The sequence below is a fragment of the Akkermansia muciniphila genome, assembly GCF_002884975.1.
Lineage (GTDB): Bacteria > Verrucomicrobiota > Verrucomicrobiia > Verrucomicrobiales > Akkermansiaceae > Akkermansia > Akkermansia muciniphila_C.
Genome location: NZ_PJKB01000002.1, coordinates 81,968 through 104,120, shown reverse-complemented (window position 1 = coordinate 104,120; position 22,153 = coordinate 81,968). Strand labels below are relative to the sequence as shown.

19 protein-coding genes are annotated in these 22,153 nt (G+C 58.6%); 4 read left to right on the top strand and 15 right to left on the bottom strand.

Annotated elements, in window-relative coordinates; all coding sequences use genetic code 11:
- Positions 1 to 35: 35 nt before the first annotated feature.
- Positions 36 to 1,157, bottom strand: a complete 1,122-nt coding sequence (locus tag CXU21_RS06495) for an acyltransferase family protein (protein ID WP_102725500.1) — start codon at positions 1,155 to 1,157, stop codon at positions 36 to 38.
- A 122-nt stretch (positions 1,158 to 1,279) separates the two neighbouring features.
- On the opposite strand from CXU21_RS06495, the gene CXU21_RS06490 reads away from it, so the two are divergent.
- The gene (locus tag CXU21_RS06490; protein ID WP_219723163.1) at positions 1,280 to 1,867 is read left to right on the top strand and encodes a SprT-like domain-containing protein; all 588 of its coding nucleotides are present in this window, start codon (positions 1,280 to 1,282) and stop codon (positions 1,865 to 1,867) included.
- 605 nt (positions 1,868 to 2,472) lie between these two features.
- Here the strand turns inward: CXU21_RS06490 and CXU21_RS06485 are convergent.
- From CXU21_RS06485 to CXU21_RS12175, 13 genes are all read right to left on the bottom strand, one after another.
- Positions 2,473 to 3,504 carry a formylglycine-generating enzyme family protein gene (locus CXU21_RS06485; RefSeq protein ID WP_180972694.1) on the bottom strand — a complete coding sequence of 344 codons (1,032 nt, stop codon included), beginning with the start codon at positions 3,502 to 3,504 and terminating at the stop codon, positions 2,473 to 2,475.
- Between the two features lie 103 nt (positions 3,505 to 3,607).
- Positions 3,608 to 4,165, bottom strand: a complete 558-nt coding sequence (locus CXU21_RS06480; RefSeq protein WP_102725498.1) for a DUF5069 domain-containing protein — start codon at positions 4,163 to 4,165, stop codon at positions 3,608 to 3,610.
- Positions 4,162 to 4,584: an ATP synthase F1 subunit epsilon gene (gene atpC, locus CXU21_RS06475; RefSeq protein ID WP_102712071.1), complete on the bottom strand. Its 423-nt coding sequence runs from the start codon at positions 4,582 to 4,584 to the stop codon at positions 4,162 to 4,164. The genes CXU21_RS06480 and atpC overlap by 4 nt, the downstream gene beginning before the upstream one ends.
- A 24-nt stretch (positions 4,585 to 4,608) precedes the next feature.
- A complete protein-coding gene (gene atpD, locus CXU21_RS06470) occupies positions 4,609 to 6,036 on the bottom strand; it encodes a F0F1 ATP synthase subunit beta (protein ID WP_102712257.1) in 1,428 nt (475 codons plus the stop codon).
- A gap of 77 nt (positions 6,037 to 6,113) precedes the next feature.
- The gene (atpG, locus tag CXU21_RS06465) at positions 6,114 to 6,986 is read right to left on the bottom strand and encodes an ATP synthase F1 subunit gamma (RefSeq protein ID WP_102712073.1); all 873 of its coding nucleotides are present in this window, start codon (positions 6,984 to 6,986) and stop codon (positions 6,114 to 6,116) included.
- 21 nt (positions 6,987 to 7,007) lie between these two features.
- A complete protein-coding gene (atpA, locus tag CXU21_RS06460) occupies positions 7,008 to 8,540 on the bottom strand; it encodes a F0F1 ATP synthase subunit alpha (protein WP_102712075.1) in 1,533 nt (510 codons plus the stop codon).
- Between the two features lie 18 nt (positions 8,541 to 8,558).
- Entirely contained in the window at positions 8,559 to 8,966 is a 408-nt protein-coding gene (locus CXU21_RS06455) for a F0F1 ATP synthase subunit delta (protein WP_102725497.1), read from the bottom strand.
- An 8-nt stretch (positions 8,967 to 8,974) separates the two neighbouring features.
- The gene (locus CXU21_RS06450; protein ID WP_180972286.1) at positions 8,975 to 9,502 is read right to left on the bottom strand and encodes an ATP synthase F0 subunit B; all 528 of its coding nucleotides are present in this window, start codon (positions 9,500 to 9,502) and stop codon (positions 8,975 to 8,977) included.
- Between the two features lie 102 nt (positions 9,503 to 9,604).
- Positions 9,605 to 9,826 carry an ATPase gene (locus CXU21_RS06445; protein WP_102712081.1) on the bottom strand — a complete coding sequence of 74 codons (222 nt, stop codon included), beginning with the start codon at positions 9,824 to 9,826 and terminating at the stop codon, positions 9,605 to 9,607.
- Between the two features lie 81 nt (positions 9,827 to 9,907).
- Entirely contained in the window at positions 9,908 to 10,846 is a 939-nt protein-coding gene (atpB, locus tag CXU21_RS06440) for a F0F1 ATP synthase subunit A (protein WP_180972693.1), read from the bottom strand.
- A 313-nt stretch (positions 10,847 to 11,159) separates the two neighbouring features.
- Complete coding sequence (locus CXU21_RS06435) at positions 11,160 to 13,358, bottom strand: hypothetical protein (RefSeq protein WP_102725495.1); 2,199 nt, start codon at positions 13,356 to 13,358, stop codon at positions 11,160 to 11,162.
- Positions 13,359 to 13,591: 233 nt separating this feature from the next.
- A complete protein-coding gene (locus CXU21_RS06430; RefSeq protein WP_146016561.1) occupies positions 13,592 to 16,057 on the bottom strand; it encodes a peptidoglycan D,D-transpeptidase FtsI family protein in 2,466 nt (821 codons plus the stop codon).
- A gap of 59 nt (positions 16,058 to 16,116) precedes the next feature.
- A complete protein-coding gene (locus CXU21_RS12175; protein WP_180972288.1) occupies positions 16,117 to 16,773 on the bottom strand; it encodes a L,D-transpeptidase in 657 nt (218 codons plus the stop codon).
- A gap of 103 nt (positions 16,774 to 16,876) precedes the next feature.
- Here CXU21_RS12175 and CXU21_RS12170 point away from each other — a divergent pair, with 103 nt between their 5' ends.
- From CXU21_RS12170 to CXU21_RS06405, 3 genes are all read left to right on the top strand, one after another.
- Positions 16,877 to 17,974 carry an acyltransferase family protein gene (locus CXU21_RS12170; protein WP_146016994.1) on the top strand — a complete coding sequence of 366 codons (1,098 nt, stop codon included), beginning with the start codon at positions 16,877 to 16,879 and terminating at the stop codon, positions 17,972 to 17,974.
- 248 nt (positions 17,975 to 18,222) lie between these two features.
- Entirely contained in the window at positions 18,223 to 20,250 is a 2,028-nt protein-coding gene (locus CXU21_RS06410) for a Sip1-related alpha-galactosidase (protein ID WP_102725492.1), read from the top strand.
- A gap of 32 nt (positions 20,251 to 20,282) precedes the next feature.
- Positions 20,283 to 21,188, top strand: coding sequence for a hypothetical protein (locus CXU21_RS06405; RefSeq protein WP_102725491.1), 906 nt, complete (start codon positions 20,283 to 20,285; stop codon positions 21,186 to 21,188).
- A 59-nt stretch (positions 21,189 to 21,247) separates the two neighbouring features.
- On the opposite strand, the gene CXU21_RS06400 is transcribed toward CXU21_RS06405, so the two are convergent.
- Entirely contained in the window at positions 21,248 to 22,123 is an 876-nt protein-coding gene (locus CXU21_RS06400) for an alpha/beta hydrolase (RefSeq protein WP_102725490.1), read from the bottom strand.
- Positions 22,124 to 22,153: the final 30 nt, after the last annotated feature.

The following is a 22,153-nucleotide window of genomic DNA, read 5'->3' as shown; positions in this document are numbered from 1 at the left end:
AAGACCCTACTATGAACGGAGTGCTGAAAACAAGCCTAGACCTTGATGAAGGTCCGGTTTTTGTACATGTAATACAGCACGCCCCAAATCAGGGCGTAATTGCACAAATAAAAGACAAACCGGTTCGCATCCCCGAAGCACTCGCTCAACCCGGTGAACAGCACGCGGGAGAAATTGCGTGTGGGAGGGCACAACTCCGCCCACATGTATACGAAAATGGCGTTACTCCCGATCACGGAGAAAAAGAACGTCAGCCAGTTCAGTTTCAGCACGTCCGTCAGCAGGTAAAACAGGGCCAGCAGGAAATAGCACCAGCCCGCCGCCCACAGCACCATGGAACTGGTAAACAGATGCTTGATGATCGGAAAATCCAGGCTCCAGACATACCCCAGGACCAGGCAGCCCGCGCCTGAACCCAGAAGCCAGAGCAATTTTTTTCCATGCCCCTGCACCCTTTTCAATATCTGCCCGCCCAGCAGCCCGAGCATGGTCATGGCCCCAAAACCGAACTGGGCCAGAATCCAGGCGTAATTCGTTCCATCCTGCCAGTCTCCCATCAGGTACTTGTCCAGCAGCAGGGCCAGGTTCCTTCCCGGCTCCAGCATGCCGGCCGGGCATGAACCTACCACGGGATCGGAAAAGGGAATGAACTTCATGACCAGCCAGTAAACGGCCAGCAGCAGGCCAGTGACGACCACCTGCCACCGGATGGACAGATGAAGAAGGCAAATGGCCGCAATCAGATAGCCGGAGGCGATGGCCTGGAGAGTATTGCAGTACAGGGACATTTTAGACGGTTCAAAACTCAGCAGGTTCCCCTGCACCACCATGCCCAGCAAAAAAAGCACCACCACCCGCTTGGCCACCTTCAGGTAAATCTTCCACATGGGTTCCGTGCCAATGCGCTTGGAAAAGGAAAACGGCATGGCCGTCCCCACAATGAACAGGAAAAGAGGCATCACCAGGTCCCAGGCCGCAAACCCTTCCCAGTTCACGTGCGTGCTGTGCTTCACCAGCCATGCGGGGCTCTGGTCATAAAAAAGATTAATGCCGGCTACCACCAGGGCCAGCCCCCCCGTCAGGAAAAACATGTCAAAACCCCGCAGGGCGTCAATGGCCGCAATCCTCTGCGGCTTGGTATCGGAAGCTGAACTCATGGCGATATTTCCTATTACGTCGCACTGCCCTTCAACCTTTCCGCATGCGTTCTTTTTTCGCGGGTCTGCAGAGAAAAACGGCTGTTCCCATAAAAAATCATATTCTCTGCGGCAACTCCGTCATGATGCCCTTCTCCGTATTTCCTTCCCTGCGTTCCGTGCTATGCTCTCCCCGCAGCATGACCATCGGGAACCTCCAATCCGGCAACCGCGACAGCTTCCGGGACATTGAAATTTATGCCCGCCTGAAAATGGATGAACTGGGCCTCCCGGACTGGAAATTCGGCTGGGACCGTGCCCGCAGGCGGCTGGGCGTATGCCGCCTGCTGGAAAAAAGCATTTCCATTTCCGTCCACTTTGTCCGCGCCAATCTGGAAGCCCCCCATGAAATCCGTGACACCATCCTGCACGAGATAGCCCACGCCCTGGCCTGGACGCGCCACGGAGAACGCACCCACGGCGCGCGGTGGAAACAAATCTGCCGGGAAATAGGGGCCGTCCCCTGCGCCGCCGCCAAACCGGACGCCATCCGCGTCACCACGTACAAGTACCTCCTGCGCCTGAAAACAACGGGCGAAGTCGTCGGCAAATACCACCGCCGCCCCGCCTTCGCCAAATACCTCAAGCGCATGGCCCTGAAAGGCCGCCCCGATACGCTGGGCCAGCTTGAATTGATTCTCTATGAGACGCAGAACCCACCGACGTCATAATGAAAGGGCTTTCTGCATTCAAAATCAGTAATTTTCATAGATAACTCTCATGCTGCCACCCTTATTGAGAAAGGCGCAGCTTAAAAGAATATACAACCATCAAAATTATTTGATACGAATCTACAAAAACAAGCCCTCCGGAAAGTTGCTGCTCCCGGAGGGCTTGTTTTTGTTAAAACTTATAACGCTTGTTTAAAATGAAACACATGTCATTTCATGGATTTCCTTATTATTTCGATCAAGCACATTCAGCATGGATTAATTTAAGTAAAATATCATGCATTAAGGATACTATTAAAACAGTAATAGACTCTTAAAGGAACGGAAAAATTAATGATAATATTGAAAATATAACAAAAAAGTAAACCATGGAAACAGCAATAAATATCAATGGTTTTTTCCTGTTTGAGAAGAAAGAGTACACCCAACAAAACAAAAAGATCAAAAAAACAAGAATTAAATAGAAAACCAAATACCCCAATTGCGTGTCATTATTTTTATTATAAAATTGCTGTAGAACATACGTAACACATATATTAACAACAAACAAAATAATGGGAATGACCCAAGTTATAACATTTTTTGTATTCATCTTGTCTATACCTTCAACAATAATTCATTAAAGTCTTCCAATATGTTTTCATATACATGCAGATCAGTTCGAATGAACCCTTGATGTCTATCAGCCAATCCGGAACAGGGTGTAGGTGTTTTAACCTTTTTTTCAACAATTGATGTTGCTGAACCGGGACTAACGCTACTCTCAATCCGGTACTGGCTCTTCTTGAATCAGCATGATATCTTTCACGAGGTATATCTTTCTCATTATCGGGTATGAAAGAAAACACTCCTCCCCCGAGGGAGGTGACTGATAAACCAGTATCGGTTGATAAATTGCCGGTATCCGTTTTCCAGTTGACGGGATTGCTGCCATGCAAACGATGAGAATGATAAAAATCCGCACATAACTCCCATACGTTGCCCAACATGTCATGAAACCCCCATGCATTGGGTTCTTTTTGTCCCACAGGATAGGCCCCTGTATTGGCATCGTGAGGATTCATCCATGCTACTTCCTCAAGATTATCGGGAAGAACGGTTTCCTTGCCGCAGGAATAGGCTAACTCCCACTGTGCCTCCGTAGGCAGGGAAAAGCAATATCCTTCCGGAAGAATCCCCTGTTGTCGTGCAATCTCGGTTAATCGATCACAAAAATCCAGGCATTCATCATAGGATACCTGGCACATGGGGTACCGTGCGCCCGTTGTGATGGTCCATCTGTCTTCCAATTCCGGAATCGGGATCCATCCCATCATCTTTTCCCATTCCTCCTGTGTGATTTCGTACTTCCCCAGCCAGTAGGGATAAGTAATTTCCGTACGATGGTCGGATTTTGCAATTGGGTAGCTTCCTTTTGGAATGAAAATCAAGGTGAGCTTGTGTTCCGAATCGGGAATATCCATTTTTAACACATCTCCGGCCTGGGCAGATTGAATATTGGCTGTCGCAGGGGGTACTATGTCCAGGCATGTAATATCATTGCCAGGATAAAGGAAAAAGATGAGCAAGGCCAATAATGCTATAATAGAAAAACTGATTTTCTTATTATTTTTTATCCATTTTATTATATTATTCACCCTGTACGACCTGTGTGAAAACACCATTCAGTTGGAGGTAGTTCTACAGACGCCCTGCTTTATCAGGCCTCCTCCCTCCAAAAGGAGGCACGATGCAGAAACATCATTCACCATCGACCGGCTTGGCCGTGGAACTCAGCGTGCACTGGCGCACGTAGTCGTACACCTTGGGGTCACTGTCTCCCGCGGCCCATACTACCCGCAGGAAATCGGCGGGATGGATGTTGCCGTGTTCCCGGAAGAAGCGGCGGTCATTATCACAGCAGTAGATGATGTCATCCCCCATGGAGCCGACCAGCTTGGCCCGCGCCTTGGCAATCAGGCGCGGAAGGTAGGGAAGGCCGCTTAATTCGTCTCCAAAGCCTGGCAAATCATACCCGATCACGGGCTTGCCCTGGTAAAATTGCCCGTGCTGGATGGTCAGGAAGAAGTCCCTGCGCACCGCGGCCATCAGTAGTACCGTGGTGGGGGAAGGTTCTCCCGTGCGGGCATAGAGTTCCACAAAGTCAAACAGTTCCCGCGTGCGGCAGCCGATGGAGGACAGGAAGATGATTTCCTGGTCCGTAAAGAAGCCGTCCACATTCCTGTGGCCTTCATGGTAACGCCCCACCGCCTCGCGGAAAAGGTCGTAAAACGTGTCGTTCCAGTCTTCCGCCATCATCTGCCCGGGGATTTGTGTTTGCGCTTGAAGTTCAGCATCATGATCTGCTTGGTCAGGTTCGCCTCAAACCGGGCCTGTTCCTCGCGGGACATTTCCGAGCGGGCCTTCAGCACTTCCTGCGCTTCCTGAATGGCCCGTTCCACGCTGCCTTCATCAATCTGGGAGGAGTTGAGGGCCAGGTCCGTCACCATCAGGACATGGTCGTCATTGACCTGGACAAAGCCAGTCCCCACTACCATGCTTTCCTCCGGGCCGTCCAGCGGCTTATAGCGGAGTTCCCCCGGTTCCAGGGAGGTGATCAGGGCCGTATGGTGTTCCAGCACGCCCATCTCCCCCAGGCTGCCGGGCAGGTACACGTATTCCACCGTGGCGGCAACGGCCACTTCATCCGGGGTAATGACTTTGAACTCCATGCTCATGGTGTGGAACTGCGGGAAAAGGGGTTATTTGGCATCCTTTGCATCCTTGAGGACGTCATCTATGCCGCCGCGCATGAAGAAGGCGTCTTCCGGAACCATGTCCAGCTTGCCTTCCAGGATTTCCTTGAAGCCGCGGACGGTTTCCGAGACGGGCACGTAAGCGCCGGGTATGCTGGAGAAGACTTCCGCCACGTGGAAAGGCTGCGTCAGGAAGCGCTGTATCTTGCGGGCGCGGCTCACGATGAGCTTGTCTTCTTCCGAAAGCTCGTCCATGCCCAGAATGGCGATCATGTCCTGAAGGTCCTTGTAGCGCTGCAGCACCATCTGCACCCCGCGGGCAACCTCATAGTGCTCATTCCCCACGATTTCCGGGGCCAGGGCCTTGGAGGTGGAGGACAGCGGCTCCACCGCGGGGAACAGGCCCTGGGCGGCCAGGGAGCGTTCCAGCACCACCGTGGAGTCCAGGTGGGCGAAGGTAGTGGCCGGGGCCGGGTCCGTCAGGTCGTCCGCAGGAACGTAAACGGCCTGCATGGAGGTGATGGAACCGTGCTTGGTGGAGGTGATGCGTTCCTGAAGATCCGCCATTTCCTCCGCCAGGTTCGGCTGGTAGCCCACGGCGGACGGCGTGCGGCCCAGCAGGGCGGACACTTCCGATCCCGCCTGGGAGAAACGGAAAATGTTGTCAATGAAGAGAAGTACGTCCTTGTGCTCCTCGTCGCGGAAGTATTCCGCCATGGTCAGGGCGGACAGGGCAACGCGCAGACGGGCGCCGGGAGGCTCGTTCATCTGGCCGTACACCAGGGCCACCTTGGATTCCTCCGGCTTTTCCAGGTTAATCACGCCGGATTCTATCATTTCATTGTACAAGTCGTTCCCTTCACGGGTGCGTTCCCCCACCCCGGCAAAGACGGAGAGGCCGCTGCGCGCCTTGGCAATGTTGTTGATGAGTTCCATGATGAGCACGGTCTTGCCCACCCCCGCGCCGCCGAAGGCGCCGATTTTGCCGCCTTTCAGGAAGGGGCAGATGAGGTCGATCACCTTGATACCCGTTTCCAGCACTTCCGTGCTGGTGGATTGTTCCTCCAGCGGAGGGGCGCTGCGGTGGATGCTCTTTTTCCCGGCGCAGTCAAGGGCGCCGCGTTCGTCCACGGCGTCACCCAGCACATTGAAGATGCGGCCCAGGACGCACTGCCCCACCGGCACTTCAATGGGGTGCCCCGTATCCCGCACGGGCATGCCGCGGCGCAGGCCGTCCGTGGAGCTCATGGCCACGGCGCGCACCCAGCCATCGCCGATGTGCTGCTGGACTTCTAGCACCAGGGTCTTGCGCTTTCCGTCAACTTCATAGTCCACTTCCAGCGCATTGAGCAGGGCCGGAAGCGTTTCAGCCTGGGAAAAATCCGCATCGACCACGGCGCCGATGATCTGAACGAGAGTGCCTGTGTTATTCATCATGAGAAAAACTTGGTGTTGAAATAAGAGGAGTGAGGGTTCTGTTTGAAAGGTGGGTGAAGAAGCGGAGTCCGGCGTTATTCCATGGCGCGCATGGCCGTGGTGATTTCCAGCAGTTCATTGGTGATCTGCGTCTGGCGGGCCTTGTTGTAGTCCAGGGTGAGGCCGTCGATGATGTTCTTGGCGTTTTCCGTGGCGCCCTTCATGGCGACCATGCGGGCGGAGTGCTCGGACGCGCGGGCTTCCAGCACGATCTGGACCAGGCCGTGGAAGACGTAAAGGGGCAGGATGGTATCCAGCAGGGCGGAGGGGCTGGGTTCCAGCAGGAATTGCTTGTGGGCGTTTTCCCCGTCCAGGGCCGCGCCTCCGGCCTTCGCCATTTTCATCAACGGTTCCGCTTCAATGGGGAGAAGCTGGCGAAAGATGGGCTTCTGGACCATCGTGTTCACAAAACCGGAGAAGGCAATGAAGACGCGCCCGTATTCCTCCGCCTTGAATTTCTGCACGATGAAGTCAAACACCGGCTTCAATTCCAGCAGGGAGAGCGGGTCCGTCAGGCTCCAGGTGGCTTCCAGCCGTTCATTCCATTTGGCCAGCGCGGCGTTCAGCTTGCGGCCGATGGTGATGTAATGGGCGTTTTCCGGCGCGTGTTCCCTGGTCATCTTGATCAGGTTGGCATTCAGGCCGCCGCACAGGCCGCGGTCCGTATTCACCAGCAGCACCAGGTCCGCGCCGCCGTGGGTCTGCATCAGCGGGCTGTTGCTGGTGTCAATTTCATCCTGAAGGTGGTAGAGCACTTCCGCCAGGGCGCGGATGTAGGGACGCCCCTTCACGGCCTGGTCCTGGGCGCGGCGCATCTTGGCGGAGGCCACCATCTGCATCGCCCTGGTGATCTGGGACGTGTTTTTGACGGACTTGATCCGGCGTCTGATGTCTCTCAGGTTGCCCATGGTTCAGTGCTCCCGTAATGGTTAGTTCCAACTGAGCTTGAAGGATTCAATGGCGTCTTTAAGCCCCGCGTCTATTTCCGGCGTCAGGTCTTTTTCCTTCAGGATGCTTTCCAGCAGGTCCGGATGCTGGTCCTGCATGTAGGCCTCCCACGCGTTCTGGCATTCTTTGATCCTGTTCACCGGAACGTCGTCAAAGTACCCTTTCTGCATGGCGTACAGGTCCGCGGCTTCCAGCCCCAGCATCTTGGGTTCATACTGGTTCTGCTTGAAGAGCTCCACGATGCGCTCCCCGCGGGCCAGCTTGGCCTTGGTACTGGGGTCCAGGTCAGACCCGAACTGGGCGAAGGCCTGCAATTCCGTGAACTGGGCCAGGTCCAGCTTGATGGAGCCGGCCAGCTTCTTGATGATTTTCGTCTGGGCGGAGGAACCCACGCGGGAGACGGAGATGCCCACGTTGATGGCGGGGCGCACCCCCTGGTAGAACAGGTCCGTTTCCAGGAAGATCTGGCCGTCCGTGATGGAAATGACGTTGGTGGGAATGTAGGCGGAAACGTCCCCGGCCTGCGTTTCAATGATGGGGAGGGCCGTCAGGGAGCCGCCGCCGTGTTCCTTGTTGATGCGCGCGGCGCGTTCCAGCAGGCGGCTGTGCAGGTAGAAGACGTCTCCCGGATATGCTTCACGCCCGGACGGGCGGCGCAGAATCAGGGAAATCTGGCGGTAGGCCACGGCATGCTTGGAGAGGTCATCGTAAACGATCAGGGCGTCCTCCCCCTTGTCCATGAAGTATTCCCCCATGGCGCAGCCGGCGTACGGGGCCAGGTAGAGCATGGCGGCGGGGTCCGACGCGGAAGCCGCCACGACGATGGAGTATTTCATGGCCCCGGTTTCCTCCAGCTTGGCCACCAGGCGGCTGATGTTGGCGCGCTTCTGGCCGATGGCCACGTAAATGTTGTACAGCGGCTGGTGGTCCGGCAGCCTGCCTTCCTCCGCCATGCGGTTCTGCTCCGCCTGGGCGATCATGGTGTCCATGGCAATGGCGGTTTTCCCGGTAGCGCGGTCCCCGATGATGAGTTCACGCTGGCCGCGGCCAATGGGGATCATGGCGTCAATGGGGAGGATGCCCGTCTGCACGGGAACGGTGACGGGCTGGCGGGAAATAATGCCGGAGGCGATCTTTTCCACGGGGTAGTAGGCTTCCGCCTTGATCGGTCCCTTGCCGTCAATGGGTTCTCCCAGCGTGTTCACCACGCGGCCCAGCAGGGAACGGCCCACAGGCACGGAAAGGAGGCGCCCCGTGCATTTGACCAGGTCCCCTTCCTTCAAGTTGGAATCATCCCCCAGAATCACGGCGCCCACCTCATGTTCTTCCAGGTTCATCGCCAGGCCCATCACGCCGCCGGGAAACTCAATCATTTCATTGAGCATCACGTCGCTCAGCCCTTCGATCTTGGCGACGCCGTCCCCTACGGAACGGATGACGCCTACGTTTTCCTGACTGACGGGAGCCGTGGCTTTTTTAATTTCTGCTTCGAGTTCTTGAAGTATGTTGCTCATGGGAAAAAAGTTCGTTGGTTAATTGGAAAGGGTGCGGGCCAGGTCGGCCAGGCGGTCAATTTTGGAACGCACGGAGCCGTCCTTCACGTCGTCACCCACCTGGATGCGGACGCCCCCCAGCAGGTCAGGCGCCACTTCCCAGTTGTAGTAAAGGCCGTCGCCGTATTTGGCCGCCAGTTTCGTCTGAATCCGGGAGCGCTCCTCCTCCGTCAGCGGCACGGCGCTTTGAATGGTGGCCGTACGGCTCTTCACGGCATATTCCACCATGCGGGAAAAGGCCGCCAGCAGGGCTTCGTAATTGCGCGGCTTGCGTTCCGCAATTTTCCGGGCGATCAGGCGCACGCGGTCCTCCGCCACGGTATTCCCGTCCAGGCAGAGCCGGAACAGCCTGCGGGCGGCATTTTGCGTGTCCTTTCCGATTTTCATAAATTATTTCAGGAATCCAGGCTGTCGATTGCTTCCCGGTTGATTCTCCGCTGGTCTTCTTCCGTCAGCACCTTCCCGGTGACCTGGGCCGTAGCCAGGGCCACCAGCTGGCCGAACTGCTCTTTCAGCGCGTCGCGCTCCTTCTGCTGTTCCAGTTCCGCAAGCTCTCGGGCTTTTTTGACGATTTCCTCCGCCTTGCGGGCAGCCTCCGCTTCCTGTTCTTCCAGCAGGCGGGAGGCGGCTTCCTTGGCGGCTTCTATTTTTTCCTGTCCCTTTTCACCAGCCTCCACCAGCATTTCATGCGTCTGCTCCTTTACGGAAGCAAGCTGGCGCTCGCTTTCCTCACGCATTTCCTCCCCTTCTTCAATGCGCTGGCGCCTTTTTTCCAGAACGTTCTGGATGGGCTTGAACGCCAGGTAGCGCAGGATCACCACCATCAGGATGAAGGCGATCAGGTTGGCAAGAAAGGGCTCCCAGCTTGTCACCCCGAAGGGAGCAAAGGGATTCCAGGACTGGTCGGCTATGAGATTCAGCATAAAATGAGCGGGTTGAAACATGCCGGAAGTTTTCCGGACCGGCAGGAACGGCTGCGCCGCCCCGGAGCGGAAAAAGCTCCCTCCGGGAACGGAGCGTCCGGGTTATTTCACAAAGATAGAGATCAGGGCCACGCCTTCAATCAGGGCGGCCAGCGTAATGGCAATCACCATGATGGGGGAAGAGGCGCCGGGGTTGCGCCCGGTGGCTTCCGCGGCTTTCGCGCCGATGAGGCCGATGCCGATGCCGGCGCCGATGGTGACGAGGCCGAAGCCCACGTTGCCGGACAGTTCGGCCAGGGAGGTCATTGCAGTAGGATCAATCATGTTGTTGTATGGTTTTATGTTTTTGTTGAACGTTCCCCCACAGGTTGCCCATGGTCCGGAACGGAAAGTTGAAGGTTCGGCTTATGAAGCCTTTCCGGGCGGCAGGCTGTCCGGCACGGGCGGTTCCTTTTCTCCATCCCTGGCCGCGTGGCTGTGGGAGTCGCCGTCCCCCACCTGAAGTTTCAGGAAAATGGCCGTCAGGAGCAGGAACACCAGGGCCTGGATGAAGCCTACCAGCAGTTCAATAGCCAGGAACGGCAGCACGCACAGGGAGCTGAGCACCGGGCCGAACATATTGGCCATGGTCTCAATGATCGTTTCCCCGGCGTAGATGTTGCCGTAAAGACGGGCGCCCAGGGCAATCGGGCGGATCGTGATGCTCAGGACCTCCACCAGCCCCACGAACAGGAAGATAAGCACCAGCACAAACCCCATGAAGCCGGGGAGCCTTCCCTTGGGCCCGAACAAGTGGACAAAGAAGCCTTTCACCCCCTGTTCCCGGATGCACCAGTAAAGCCACATCAGCGCATAAAAGATGCCCAGGAACATCGTCACGTTCATGTCCGCATTCGCGCCGCGGAAGAGCAGCACCCCATTGTAGGTGATGGTGCCCACTCCGGGCAGGAGCCCCATGTAGTTGCTGACCAGGATGATGGTGAAAATGGTTCCGAAGTACCAGAAGTACTTGCGCGTCAGGCGCGGCCCCAGCAGGGACTCCACAAAATTGTACAGGGTCTCAAAAAAGTATTCCACCGCATTTTGCAGCCGGGAGGGCAGGATGCGCATGGCGCGGGTGGCGGACCATACGACTATGCCTATCAGGAGCACCGCCAGAAAAAGCATCAGCATGGAGTTGGACACCGGCAGTTCAATGCCACCGGGAAGAGGAATGGAAAATAGCTGGGGGGCGGCCTGCTCCAGTCCGTGTCCCGCGCCTTCCTCCGCCGCACAGGCGCTCCCGCCCATCATGCCGGGCACTGCCAACGCCGCCAACCACAGGAACTGGAAAAATCTGCTCATCGTCTGTCTTTCACCATTACTCGCGCCAACTCCTGTAAATACGGAAAAAGGGGGGGTACCTTCCCCTTTATTTGACGGTTTTAATTGTGTACTCTCCCCGTTCCCTTGGCAAGTCCAAAACCTGGCACGCATGTAAATTATGAACATTTGTATACAATCTTAAGGGGCTCGCAGAACACTCCCCGCATTTTCTTGCAGCCGCCAGGGAATTTTCAAGCCCGGGTTCCGGAACGGCACGAACGCCCCGCCAGCCATCAAAAAGGCTTCCGGGAATTTCTTCCCGGAAGCCCGCCAGTTCAATTTAATGCCTCTGTTACTTGGCGGAAATCACGTGAATATGGTACACGTCCCTGCCGTCCGCGCCCTTGCGGCCCGTGGCGTGCACGCCCGTGACGTCGGAAGTGATCACGTCCAGCACCTTCACAGCCTTCTGGATATCCTTGTTGCCTTCCGCGGCGGTCTTCAGGGCGTCCCGGACGGGAACCAGGTTAAGCTGGAATTCCAGCGGAGCCACCTGCCCCGGGGCCTTCATGGATTCCTTGATGACTTCCATGCCGAAGGCCTTGGGCATGCTGACGGCCCAGCGGGTGTCAGTCACGGCCACCACCGGATTCAGGTCAGCGCCCAGCGGGCACTCGTAATCATACGTGGTGACATCCCCTTCCACGGAGGACTTGGGAGCGGGGAGTTCCGTCATCTTGCCCTGGCTGGCCAGGGTAACGATGGTCTTGGCGGCGTCAGTTACTTTCTGCCAGGCTTCTCCCAGAGCGGCGCGGTTCTTCACTTCATACACCAGGGAGAAGCGCGGAGCCGGAACATTCTTAAGCATGGGGCTGGGAGCGCCCTTCATGTCCACAATGTAAACGCCGGAATCCGTGATGCCGGAAAGAGCGGTTTTGTACGCCTTCCAGAGTTCTTCAAGGGTGGGCCGGGCCATCTGGAGCATGGGGGCGACCATGCGGATCTGGTCGCTTACGTCATGCTTCGGGTTGGAAATGTAGGCATTGCCGTAATCCCAGCCAATCTGCGCGATGCTTTCATACAGGGTACAGCCCATGTCAACAATCTGCGGATTAATGCGGAAGGAGGAATACAGCACCGTATCCGCCCCGGGACGGACGGAGTTCATGGAGGAGGGGGCATCCAGCAGGTAGAATTCAAGCGGATACGTGCAGGCTTCCACATGCACCCCCTGGTCCTGCCACGCGTAGTAGGAAACGGGCGTGGCATTCTGCGCCACCTTTTCATACAGCCCGAGGAGGCTGCCCTTCATGGAATCAAGCGCGGCCATGGAAGGAGCCAGATCGGCAATCTTCCAGTCGGTGCCTACCGTCTGCATCAGGTCCTTCAGCCCGGCGAACATGCCCTTGTAGTAGGCGATGTCCAGGTTAATAAGGCCCTTCGCGCAAGCCTTGTCCGCAAACAGCAGGCCATAGGCAGGATACTGGAGCTGGGCGTCAGCCATGGAGAAATCCGGACGCGCCAGAATGGAGTCCTGCGGAGAAGCCGCCAGACGAACCTGTTTTTCAGGATTAGTGGTCACAAAGCCCACCAGGGTGTCATCCACAAAAGTGACGGCCACATACAGTTTGGATTCGTCCAGGCGCTTGAGTGCCGCCTTAAGACGGTCCATATTTTCCTGGGAGAGGTTCATCTTGGCTTTCGCCTCATCCAGTTTTTCTTCCAGCTTCACGCGCACTTTCTTGCAGTCCACTTCCGCCACCTTGCAGGGCAGGCCGTTGTAGGTCTTGTCATACAGGGAGACCATTCCATGCAGTTCCATGTCCTCCGGAAGATTGGCGTCCTTCAGGGTGGCCTTGGCCTGGGCCAGGGCCTCCGGCGTCAATTTGGCGGCTACCATCACAGGTGCCGTCGCGGCTTGGGAGGGACGCAGGTCCATCAAATCGACCCACTGGATAAGCATCTCAGCGTACCTGTTGACCATTGCCTCCTTGGCCGCATCATTGGAGCCCTTGCTTCCATCAGCGGAGGCCTGGAAAAGCTTGTAAGTGGATAACATTCCCTGCATCTGGTTCAGGCCCACGCTGGTAAAAGCGTCCTGCGCACTGTCCATCCACGGAGCCCATTCCGGACCAAAGCCGATCATCGCGTCAATGACGGGGCTGTTGACGGAGCATTTGGCCTGGGCGGGCTTGGGGGCATCTTCTCCCGGAATGGCAACGGATTCGTCAGCGTTCTGTTCCGCGGAGCAGTTCCCCCAGGTCTTGACCATGTTCAGATTCTGAACGCTTTTAATGATGCCGGGGATGTCGTAAACACCGGCCACCATGCCCATGTCCCTGGGGAACAGGGCGGCCAGTCCGAGCCGTTCGGCGCGTTTCGCCACCAAATCGGAAGCAACGGGGGCGGAGGGGTCAAGAGCGGCAGCCGGAGTTAAGCCGGCGGCGTCCTGTCCGGCCTTGGCGGAAGAGGATTTATTGTCGTCAGAGCAGGCGGCAAGAGCGCAGGTCAGCGCAAAACAGGGTATGGAGTAGAAATAATGCGTTTTCATTATCTTGAAACGTGGGGGGTCATGATGCCATCCGGCAAAAAGCGCCGTTTCCTTGCGGAAGCAGTCTCACCGACGTGCATCATCCGCATATATAGGGAGTTCTTCCCAACCGCGCAAGCATAATGAAGAACAGCAATGACATGGGAAGCCGCGGCGTTCCGGGAACACCCGTACGGAAAAACGCCCTTCCCGCCCAGCATCGCCACGCAGGGGTTCCCGGCAGAAGCCACACTTTAAAGCGGCTCCGCCATGGGGATGTCATCCTCCGGCATGGGGGCCTTAGGCGCCGGGGCGGTCACAGGGGAGGAATGGTTGAGATTACGGGGGATTTGCCGGGGAAGGCCCGGAATGTAGTCTGAATCACCGCGGCGCGGCCTCAGGGGAGCGGCGGAAGGGTCTTCCGAAAGGGGAGGCGCGGATGGTGCGGCGGAACGGGAGCCGCCTACCGGAGTAGCCTTGATTTCCGCATCGGAAGAATCATCCAGGTCTGCGGGTATCTCATGAACCTTGATGGGCTCCATCCCTTCCGGATCATACAGGCCGGGAGGCAGGTTATCCGGCACCACGGCGGGGGACTCCCCGCGTTCCCGGAGGGCTGCGGCAGCCGTTTCAGGGGTTTCCTCCACCGGTTCCGCCACGGGAATATCATCCTTGGGAGGATCAATGATGGCCTTGATGTCCTTCTTTTCCGTCTCAAAGAATTCCTTCACGATGGGAGCAGCGGCAGCGCCGCCGCCCAGCCGTTCGTGGGCGCGGCCTTCATACAGCACCACATAGGCGAAACGGGGATTGTCACAAGGCATGAATCCGGCAAACCAGGCCAGACGCTTGTCTTCCCGTTCCGGCCCCCACTGGGCCGTTCCGGACTTCCCGGCGATGCTGGAATAGGACAGGCGCGCACGCCCCCCCGTGCCGTTTTCAATCACTTCCCTCATGCCCTTGCGCACGCTGGCCAGGGCGCGTTCATAAGCAGGCAGGGGGCGCTGGACTTCCTGGGGCTTGGGGGCGTAAATGACGTTGGCGTTGCCGTCCTGAATCTGCTTGATGAGCTGAAGCCGGGGCAGGTAGCCGTTCGCCACGCCGGACATCATGTGGGCCACCTGGAGCGGCGTGACCAGCAGGGTTCCCTGGCCGATGGACAGGTTGGCGGCGTCTCCGGACATGAAATCACGCTTGTAGTTGCGGACCATGTATTCGCTGGTGGGCACCAGGCCGGGATCATCCGGAATGGGGAGCCCTGTCCGTTCCCCCAGGCCGAAGGCGCGGGCCGTATCCATCAGGGCTTCCGCACCCAGCTTCAGGCCCATCTGGTACATGAACGGGTTGTTGGACATCGCCAGGGCGCGGATGCAGTTGATGTCTCCCAGGGGTGTTTTGCTCCAGTTGTTGAAGACGTGGTTGCCGATCGTGATAGCCGCCGGACAGTAGATCTGCGTGTTTTCCGTGATTTTGTTGTTCTTCAGCGCGCTGGCCACGGTCATCACCTTGAAGGTGGAGGCGGGAGGGTAGCGGCCCTGGAAGGCACGGGCGCCCAGGGGCCCGGCGGGGTCGTTGCGCAGGGCGTCGTAATCCTTCTGGGAAATGTTCGGGATGAACATGTTCGGGTCATAGGACGGCGTGGAGGCCATCACCAGCACTTCACCCGTTACGCAGTCCAGCACCACCATGGCGCCGCGCCTCTTGCCGCGGGAAAGGATGCGTTCCGCGTCCTGCTGCCATTTCAGGTTCAGGGTGGTGACGATCGCGCCGCCGGGCTTGGGCCGTATCTGCAGTTCGTCCAGAATTTTGTTGCCGTCTTCGTCAAACATCAGGCGCCATACGCCGGGCGTTCCGGTCAGGTCCTTGTTGAATTCCTTTTCCAGCCCCGCACGGCCTTCCACCTGCTCCCAGAGGGGGTCCATGTGGTTGATGGGTCCGGTAGGAAGTTTCCCCTTGGACCCCACATAACCGATGATGTGGCCGGCAATCGCCTTTTCCGGGTAGGAACGGATGTAAATGGGCAGCAGCTGGAGGCCGCGCACCCCTTTCACCTTGTCCTTCAGTTTTTCCGCTTCCTCCGCGCGGATGACGTTGGTAAGGGGTAGAGGCAGCCAGCGGCGGTGCTCATAATGCTTCCAGAGCTGGTCATCGGAAAAGGACCACGCCTTTCCGGCAATTTTCTTGGCCTGTTCCAGGCAGTTGCGCCCGAATTCCACCACCCGGGAGCGGTCGGGGTTTTCAAAAATTTCAAACCGCAGGGCCAGCTGGTAGGCCACAGTGGTCACGGCCAGAGGCTCTCCGTGGCGGTCCAGGATGGGGCCGCGCGGGGCAGGAATCAGCAGGGCCATGGTCCGGGCGGAAGGCCGGGTGCTGGTATGCGCCTCCCGCGCCGCGTCCAGCCTCCCTCCATTGAGGGATGGTATCAGGGAAAGGGAATCCAGGCCATTCTGCTCCTTGTCCGTCTCCGTGGGCATTTCCGGAGCGTCGGCCACGCCTTCACGTTCACCGGAAGCCGTGCCGGATTCCCTCTTCTTATCCCCCAGGTCCACCGTTTCCACGGCGTCATCCTCTCCGCGCTGTTCCGCCGCGGCCTGGCGCACGGGCGTCCCCCCGCGGGAAGACGAATGACGGGACGAGGCCTGGCCCAAAGCCGTATGCGCCGTCAAGGCGGCAAGCCCGGCCAGCAATGCCAGGGAACGTATCAGAACCTTCATTTTCATCAGCTTGCAGGAGTGTGACAGATGCACCGTAAGGAATCAACGATTATTCACGCTCGCGCTTATTCCTGAACTATTACGGTTGTTCCCATGCCGCATTTGTCAAACAAAATGCGGCATGCCTCCACCGGCACCCGGATGCACCCGTGGGAGTTGGCGTCCCGGTACACGGTTCCCACATGCAGCCCTATTCCCCCGTGGATGCGCATCCACAGCGGCATCTTGGCCCCAATGAATTTGCCGCCGGACGGCACGCGGGAAGAAGAAGTGGCGTCCGAATTCACGCACACGCCGCTTGCATCAAATACACTGCCGTAGGACCGGGAACGGTAGTCCGCATCCTTCTGGATGATCGTGAACCTGCCGCGGGGCGTCTCATGGGTGGATTTGCCCGTGCATACGGGAAAATCCATGGCGGGCTCACCGTTCACCCACAGCACGCCGCGCTGGTCCTTCAGACGGACCACGATTTTGCTGTTCTTCGTCTGCGCCTGGCGGATGCGCCCGTCATGATACCAGATGTCACGCGTAAAACGGTACTGGGGATCCGCCACAAAAGCGTCATAGGAAGAGGCGTACCTGCCGTCCTTCATCAACGGCTTGCCATGCGGGGTCTTCGGCGTGGAGGAACAGGCAGCCAGCACCAGGGAGACACACAGGAAAAGAAGAAAAGAAAGAGGGGTGCGCGGCATGCGGCCTGCTTTACCTTCTTCCTCCATGGAAATCAAGCACGATTCCCCTCCGTTCCGGCATGTTTTCAGGAATCCTGATAAACCTGGCCTTTTCCTGCCGTAACTCTTGCCGTTCTCCCTCCGCGCCGCCATGCCTTCCACCTCTCCAGCTCCCGTCCGCTCCTCCAGGCTGCATTCCCTGGACGCCCTGCGCGGGCTGGACATGCTCATCATCCTGGGGCTGGACGCCCTGGTCCTGCTGCTGGCCTCCAGAAACCCGGAAAACGCCTTCCTCCAGGAAGCCGGACGCCAGATGACCCACGCCGCATGGGGAGGGCTGCGGCTGTATGACCTGGTATTCCCCGTTTTCGTGTTCATCTCCGGCGTTTCCATGTCCTTCTCCCTGGCAAGGCATGCGGACGGGAACGGCTCTGCCGTTCCGGGACTGCTCAAGATATGGAAACGCGCCCTCATCCTGGCCCTGCTGGGCATGCTCGTCAACGGAACGCTCACGTGGACGGAGGACATGCGGTATGCGTCCGTGCTGGGGCTGATCGGCCTTTCCTGCGCCATCGCGGGCACCTGCGTTCTGCTGCTCCGGCGGCAGGGCCCCGTGGCTGCTGCCGGAGCAGCGCTGCTGGCCCTGGTGGCCGTTCTCCAATTCACGGGCGGCAATTTCACGCCTGGCGGCTCCGTCAATTCATGGGTGGACACACACTGGCTCCCCGGGCGCCTGCACGGGGGAACCTTTGATCCGGAGGGGCCTCTCTGCATCGTCTCCGCCGCCGCGCTGTGCCTGGGCGGCTGGCTGGCGGGCAACCAGCTCCGGAAAAACCGGGAACGGCCCATGCGCTTCTGCCTTCTGACGCTGGCCGCGGGCATGCTGCTGTTCTGGGGCGCCCTGATGCTGGACGGCGTTTATCCCATCATTAAAAGCATGTGGACGGGAACCTTCGTCCTGGCCGCAGCCGGGGCCTCCCTGATCGCCCTGTCCCTGTTCCACCTGGCCGTGGATGTGTGGAAGGGCGGTTCATGGGCCTTCCCCCTCCGCATCATCGGCCTGAACGCGCTGGCCGCGTACCTGATTCACACCCTGGTGAACGTGCATGAGCTGAACAACCGCATTTTCAGCGGCGCGGCGGATTTTTTCCCTTCCGTGCAACCCGTCCTTCTCGCCGCCTCCCTTCTGCTGCTGCAATGGCTGGTTTTATTTGCCTTCTTCCGGCGCAGCCTGTTCATTAAACTGTAACAACCTTTCCCAGAAACATTTTGAGATCAAAAATCCAGACATGCAACCGTACCCCGCTTGGGGTTTTCCATATCGGATTTCCCCTCCTTCTTTCATGGGAAAAAAGATGGGGGAACGAAACGGAACAGTCATTTTTTTCTCGTCTCCGGCAAATGCCCTGCCATCATAACGCAGCGTCTTTTTCCTGAAAACAGAGGCGTGCTTCCCGCCAACCCTTCCGCCACCTTCCTTAACTTAATGATGATTCCATGAGAGCGTTTACCTTCCCTGCCCTTGTTCTGGCGGCCCTGACCGTCTGGACCGCCGCAGCCCAGACCCGGATATCTTCCATTACTCCCTTGCCGGGGAAAACCGCACGTCCCCTGCCGGTTCCTCCATACCAGTCCTTCTGCTGGTTCGCGGCGGACCGGGGGCGCTGGCCCGGGGACGGCAACCGGGTTCTGCCCTGGTTCGGCAAGACAGCTCCCGGCAACCTGCTGGACAGCAAACCGAACCCCAGCACAGCCAAGCCCGGGGACCACGCCATGTTCGCGCTGTTCCACCTGAAGGACGGGAGTTTCATGGCGGTGCTGCCCGTCGCCACCCCCGACTCCCTCGCGTGGCTGAAGCTTGACGGGGACGGCAGGTTTCTGGTGGAATACGGAACGCTGGGAACTTCCACGGTAAAACCGCAGCCTGTCCTGGCCGTCACCGCCGTGGACAAGGATATTTACCGCGCCTGTTCCGCCGCATGGAACAAGGCCCTCTCCCTTCCCTTCATCAAGGGAAGAACCTTCCCGCGTGAAAAAAAGGCCTATCCGGAACCGTTCAAGTACCTGGGCTGGTGCAGCTGGGAGCAGTATAAAAAGAATATTTCCTCCAAACTGCTTGAACAGACAGCCCGCCAGCTGGAGGCCTCACCCATTCCCGTCCGGTGGATACTGGTGGATGACGGCTTCCAGACCGAGAAGGACCTTAAACTGATCAGTTTCCAGACCAATCAGGAGAAGTTCCCCCAGGGATGGGAGCCCCTGATGAAGCACAAGAGCCCCAAATTGAAATGGATGGGGTTGTGGAACTGTTACTATGGCCTGTGGAACGGCATCCATCCCAAACACCAGCTGGACGCCCAGACGGCCCGCGGGCTGGTCACCACCTCCAAGGGGAAAATCCTTCCCGGTGACGGCCCCGGAGGAGCAGGGGCGTTTTACGGGCCGTTCCTCCAGTCCGTCAAGAACGCCGGGTTCGATTTCGTGAAGATCGACGTGCAGGCGGAATACCTTAAGCATACGGATGGATTGGACAATCCGGTGCACCACAACACCAAGTGCTCGGAGGCCCTGGAGCAGGCCTGCCGTAAAACGGGGCTCAGCCTGATGAATTGCATGGCGCAGGGCACCGTCAATATCCAGAATACCCGCTACAGCGCCATCACCCGGTGCAGCATTGACTACAAGCTGGGGGATGAAGCCATGGGCAAGTCCCACATCCTCCAGTCCTACGCCAATACGCTCTGGCTGGGGCAGACCGCGTGGCCGGACCATGACATGTTCCATTCCACGGACCCCACCAGCGCGCGCCTCATGGCCGTTTCCAAGGCCGTATCCGGGGGCCCCGTCTACCTTTCAGACCCGGCTGACAAGCTCAACCCGGAAAACATCATGCCCCTGGTCTGGTCCGACGGCCTTCTGCTGCGGCCGCTGGCCCCTGCCGTCCCCCTGCCGGATTCCGTCTTTCTGGACGCCATGAACGAGAACCGCCTGTACCGGGTGATCGCCCCGCTGCCCGGTCAAAGCGCCGCCGTGGTGCTGTACAACCTCAGGCACCCCTCTCCGTCAGAACCGGTCCTCGGCAGGATTTCCCTGGCGGATTACAAAAATGCCGCCGCCCTGCTGAACGGCAAGGCGGCGGAGGCGTATGCCGTCCTTCCCCCGGAAGGGATCGCCGCCTATTCCGCGGAAGGCGGCCGCGCTCTGACCCAGGACCAGCCGGACCTGGACGTGGAGCTCACGGGCTTCAAGGACCGCCTGTTCATCATGGCGCCCATCGTCCGGGGCTGGTCCGTCATCGGCAGAGGTGACAAGTTCCTCGCCCCGTGCGCCCTGGCCGCCGTTCCGGAATACGGGGCGGACACCCTGCGTTTCCGCGTCAAGGAATCCGGCCCGGTAGTCGTCTGGCATGGAAAAGGCGCCGTCAAGGCGGGAAGTACCCCTGTCAGGGACCTGGGGAACGGCTTTTATGAATTGCAATTTCCCGTCTCCGACCGTCCGCTGGACGTCACGGTGACGGCTGAATGACGTTACTTCTTTCCCCCCAATCCTCCTTCCCCATGCATACGCTCCGCTCCCTCCTGGTTTCCGCCCTTCTGCTCCCGTTCTGCTGGCACGCCCCGGCCTCCGCCCTCCCTGAACCGGAAGCCGCGGAACCCAAACAGGCCATTGAACAATTCCTGGGCCTGACCGCCATCTGGATGCTGGAAATGGAATGGACCCACGCCTATGCCAACAAGACGCCCAGGGCGGAGGACTTCCGGAACGCCATGCTGGCGGCGGGGCTCCAGCAATGCCCCGCGGATTTTCAGGAAGCATGGCTGCGGCAAACGGCCAAACCGGGCCGCAATTACGCGGCTCCCGTCCTGCGCAAGTACGGCGTGAGCCTGAAGGACCTCCGGGAACGGCTCCAGGGTAAACTGTTCAAGATCAATCCGCAGGTGCATCCTCCCATCCCCCTTTATGACGAGGATGAAAAAATCCCCCGCATGGACCCGCGCACCTGCGGAGATCCCAAGGCCATTCTGAACGCCCTGGCCGTCCTGCGCGCCGAGGTCATGGGCCTTACCCCGGCCCAACTGGCCCAGGCCAAGCAATCCATTGAACGGGTCATGCTGGAATTCACGCTCGCCTACATGGAAACCGCCATCTGCATGAACAGCGGGGGCATCCGGGAAAGCCAGGTGAAGGCACTTTTTTCTCCTATCAGCACGGAAGGATGCCCGGAGGATTTCCGGCGCGCCTGGCAGCACGACCTTCCGTTCTTCCTGAAGGGGCATTTTACGGGGCCGGAACTGACCCTCTCCACCGTCTGCAAGAAATACGGCGCCAGCGAACAGGAGGCCTTCCTCAAGGTCCGCAAAAAGATGAAGGAATGGGATATCCAGCCGCCCACTCCGCAAACGCAGCCCGCGTTCCGCCGGGACATGCAGGAAATCCGGGAAAACATGCTGGGAGGCCGCTGACAGGAAAGCGCCCTTCCCCTGCCGCCGCACATTTTACGGGCGGCACGTTCCCCTTCCGGTCAGCCCAGCAATCCGGCGTCCATTCCCTCGTTATACTCCCAGATGCCCTGTTCCACCATGAAGGCGCTCCAACTGTTGAGCAATTGCTCAAAGTAGGCGGCATTCACATTAAAATGGTAAAATGTGTGGTCCGCCACATCCAGAAGCTCAAATCTGGAGCGGTTCTTCTTTTTCCGCCACAGTTCCGCCAGCCGCTCGCTGTTGCGCCACGGCAGCAGCCTGTCCCTTCCGCCATGGCTGGCGAACAGGGGCGGCAGCCCTTTCTGCACGCGCCGCAGGGGATTGACGGCATCCCTCTGCTCCGGGGGCATCATGCCGCCCAGCTTAAAGGCAGACTGCGCCGCCAGGTCACATACGCCGCGGAACAGGGCCACGGCGGCGGGGCCGGGAGGAAGGGGGGCCTTTTTACGGAACAGGGACCAGCGCGCGGGATGGTCCGGCAGGGCCACATGCAGGGCCATCAGGCCGCCCGCATCACTCCCCGCCACGGTAATGCGCGCCGGGTCCAGCCCCAGCAGGGCCGCATTTCCATAAACCCAGGCCCAGGCTTCCCGGCCCTCTTCCAGAATATCCATGGGCTCCACCTCATAGGCGCCCCGGGTGCGGAACATGGGGATAATGCCCACAATACCCTGCTGGGCAAGGTGAAGAGCCCACGGCACAAAATCACCCAGGCTCTTGCCCACCCACATGCCGCCGTGGAAAAACAACACGGAGGGCGCAGACGCGCCCGCGTCATGGCCGGGAGGGAAAAAGACGTACGCCATCAGTTCCTCCCCGTCTGAAAACCGCCTCCACACAAAGCCGGGCTGGTCCCGCAACAGTTTCCTGTACCGGGCTTCCGCCAGATGATCGGCTTCCGTGAACAATTCCATAAGAACGGCTTCATGATGCAATTGTGTTGC

Bases quoted from the DNA above. Each gene is read 5' to 3' on its own strand.
- CXU21_RS06495 (WP_102725500.1), bottom strand. From the start codon at position 1,157: ATGAGTTCAGCTTCCGATACCAAGCCGCAGAGGATTGCGGCCATTGAC.
- CXU21_RS06490 (WP_219723163.1), top strand. From the start codon at position 1,280: ATGATGCCCTTCTCCGTATTTCCTTCCCTGCGTTCCGTGCTATGCTCT.
- CXU21_RS06480 (WP_102725498.1), bottom strand. From the start codon at position 4,165: ATGATGGCGGAAGACTGGAACGACACGTTTTACGACCTTTTCCGCGAG.
- atpC (WP_102712071.1), bottom strand. From the start codon at position 4,584: ATGAGCATGGAGTTCAAAGTCATTACCCCGGATGAAGTGGCCGTTGCC.
- atpD (WP_102712257.1), bottom strand. From the start codon at position 6,036: ATGAATAACACAGGCACTCTCGTTCAGATCATCGGCGCCGTGGTCGAT.
- atpG (WP_102712073.1), bottom strand. From the start codon at position 6,986: ATGGGCAACCTGAGAGACATCAGACGCCGGATCAAGTCCGTCAAAAAC.
- atpA (WP_102712075.1), bottom strand. From the start codon at position 8,540: ATGAGCAACATACTTCAAGAACTCGAAGCAGAAATTAAAAAAGCCACG.
- CXU21_RS06455 (WP_102725497.1), bottom strand. From the start codon at position 8,966: ATGAAAATCGGAAAGGACACGCAAAATGCCGCCCGCAGGCTGTTCCGG.
- CXU21_RS06450 (WP_180972286.1), bottom strand. From the start codon at position 9,502: ATGCTGAATCTCATAGCCGACCAGTCCTGGAATCCCTTTGCTCCCTTC.
- CXU21_RS06445 (WP_102712081.1), bottom strand. From the start codon at position 9,826: ATGATTGATCCTACTGCAATGACCTCCCTGGCCGAACTGTCCGGCAAC.
- atpB (WP_180972693.1), bottom strand. From the start codon at position 10,846: ATGAGCAGATTTTTCCAGTTCCTGTGGTTGGCGGCGTTGGCAGTGCCC.
- CXU21_RS06435 (WP_102725495.1), bottom strand. From the start codon at position 13,358: ATGAAAACGCATTATTTCTACTCCATACCCTGTTTTGCGCTGACCTGC.
- CXU21_RS06430 (WP_146016561.1), bottom strand. From the start codon at position 16,057: ATGAAAATGAAGGTTCTGATACGTTCCCTGGCATTGCTGGCCGGGCTT.
- CXU21_RS12175 (WP_180972288.1), bottom strand. From the start codon at position 16,773: ATGGAGGAAGAAGGTAAAGCAGGCCGCATGCCGCGCACCCCTCTTTCT.
- CXU21_RS12170 (WP_146016994.1), top strand. From the start codon at position 16,877: ATGCCTTCCACCTCTCCAGCTCCCGTCCGCTCCTCCAGGCTGCATTCC.
- CXU21_RS06410 (WP_102725492.1), top strand. From the start codon at position 18,223: ATGAGAGCGTTTACCTTCCCTGCCCTTGTTCTGGCGGCCCTGACCGTC.
- CXU21_RS06405 (WP_102725491.1), top strand. From the start codon at position 20,283: ATGCATACGCTCCGCTCCCTCCTGGTTTCCGCCCTTCTGCTCCCGTTC.
- CXU21_RS06400 (WP_102725490.1), bottom strand. From the start codon at position 22,123: ATGGAATTGTTCACGGAAGCCGATCATCTGGCGGAAGCCCGGTACAGG.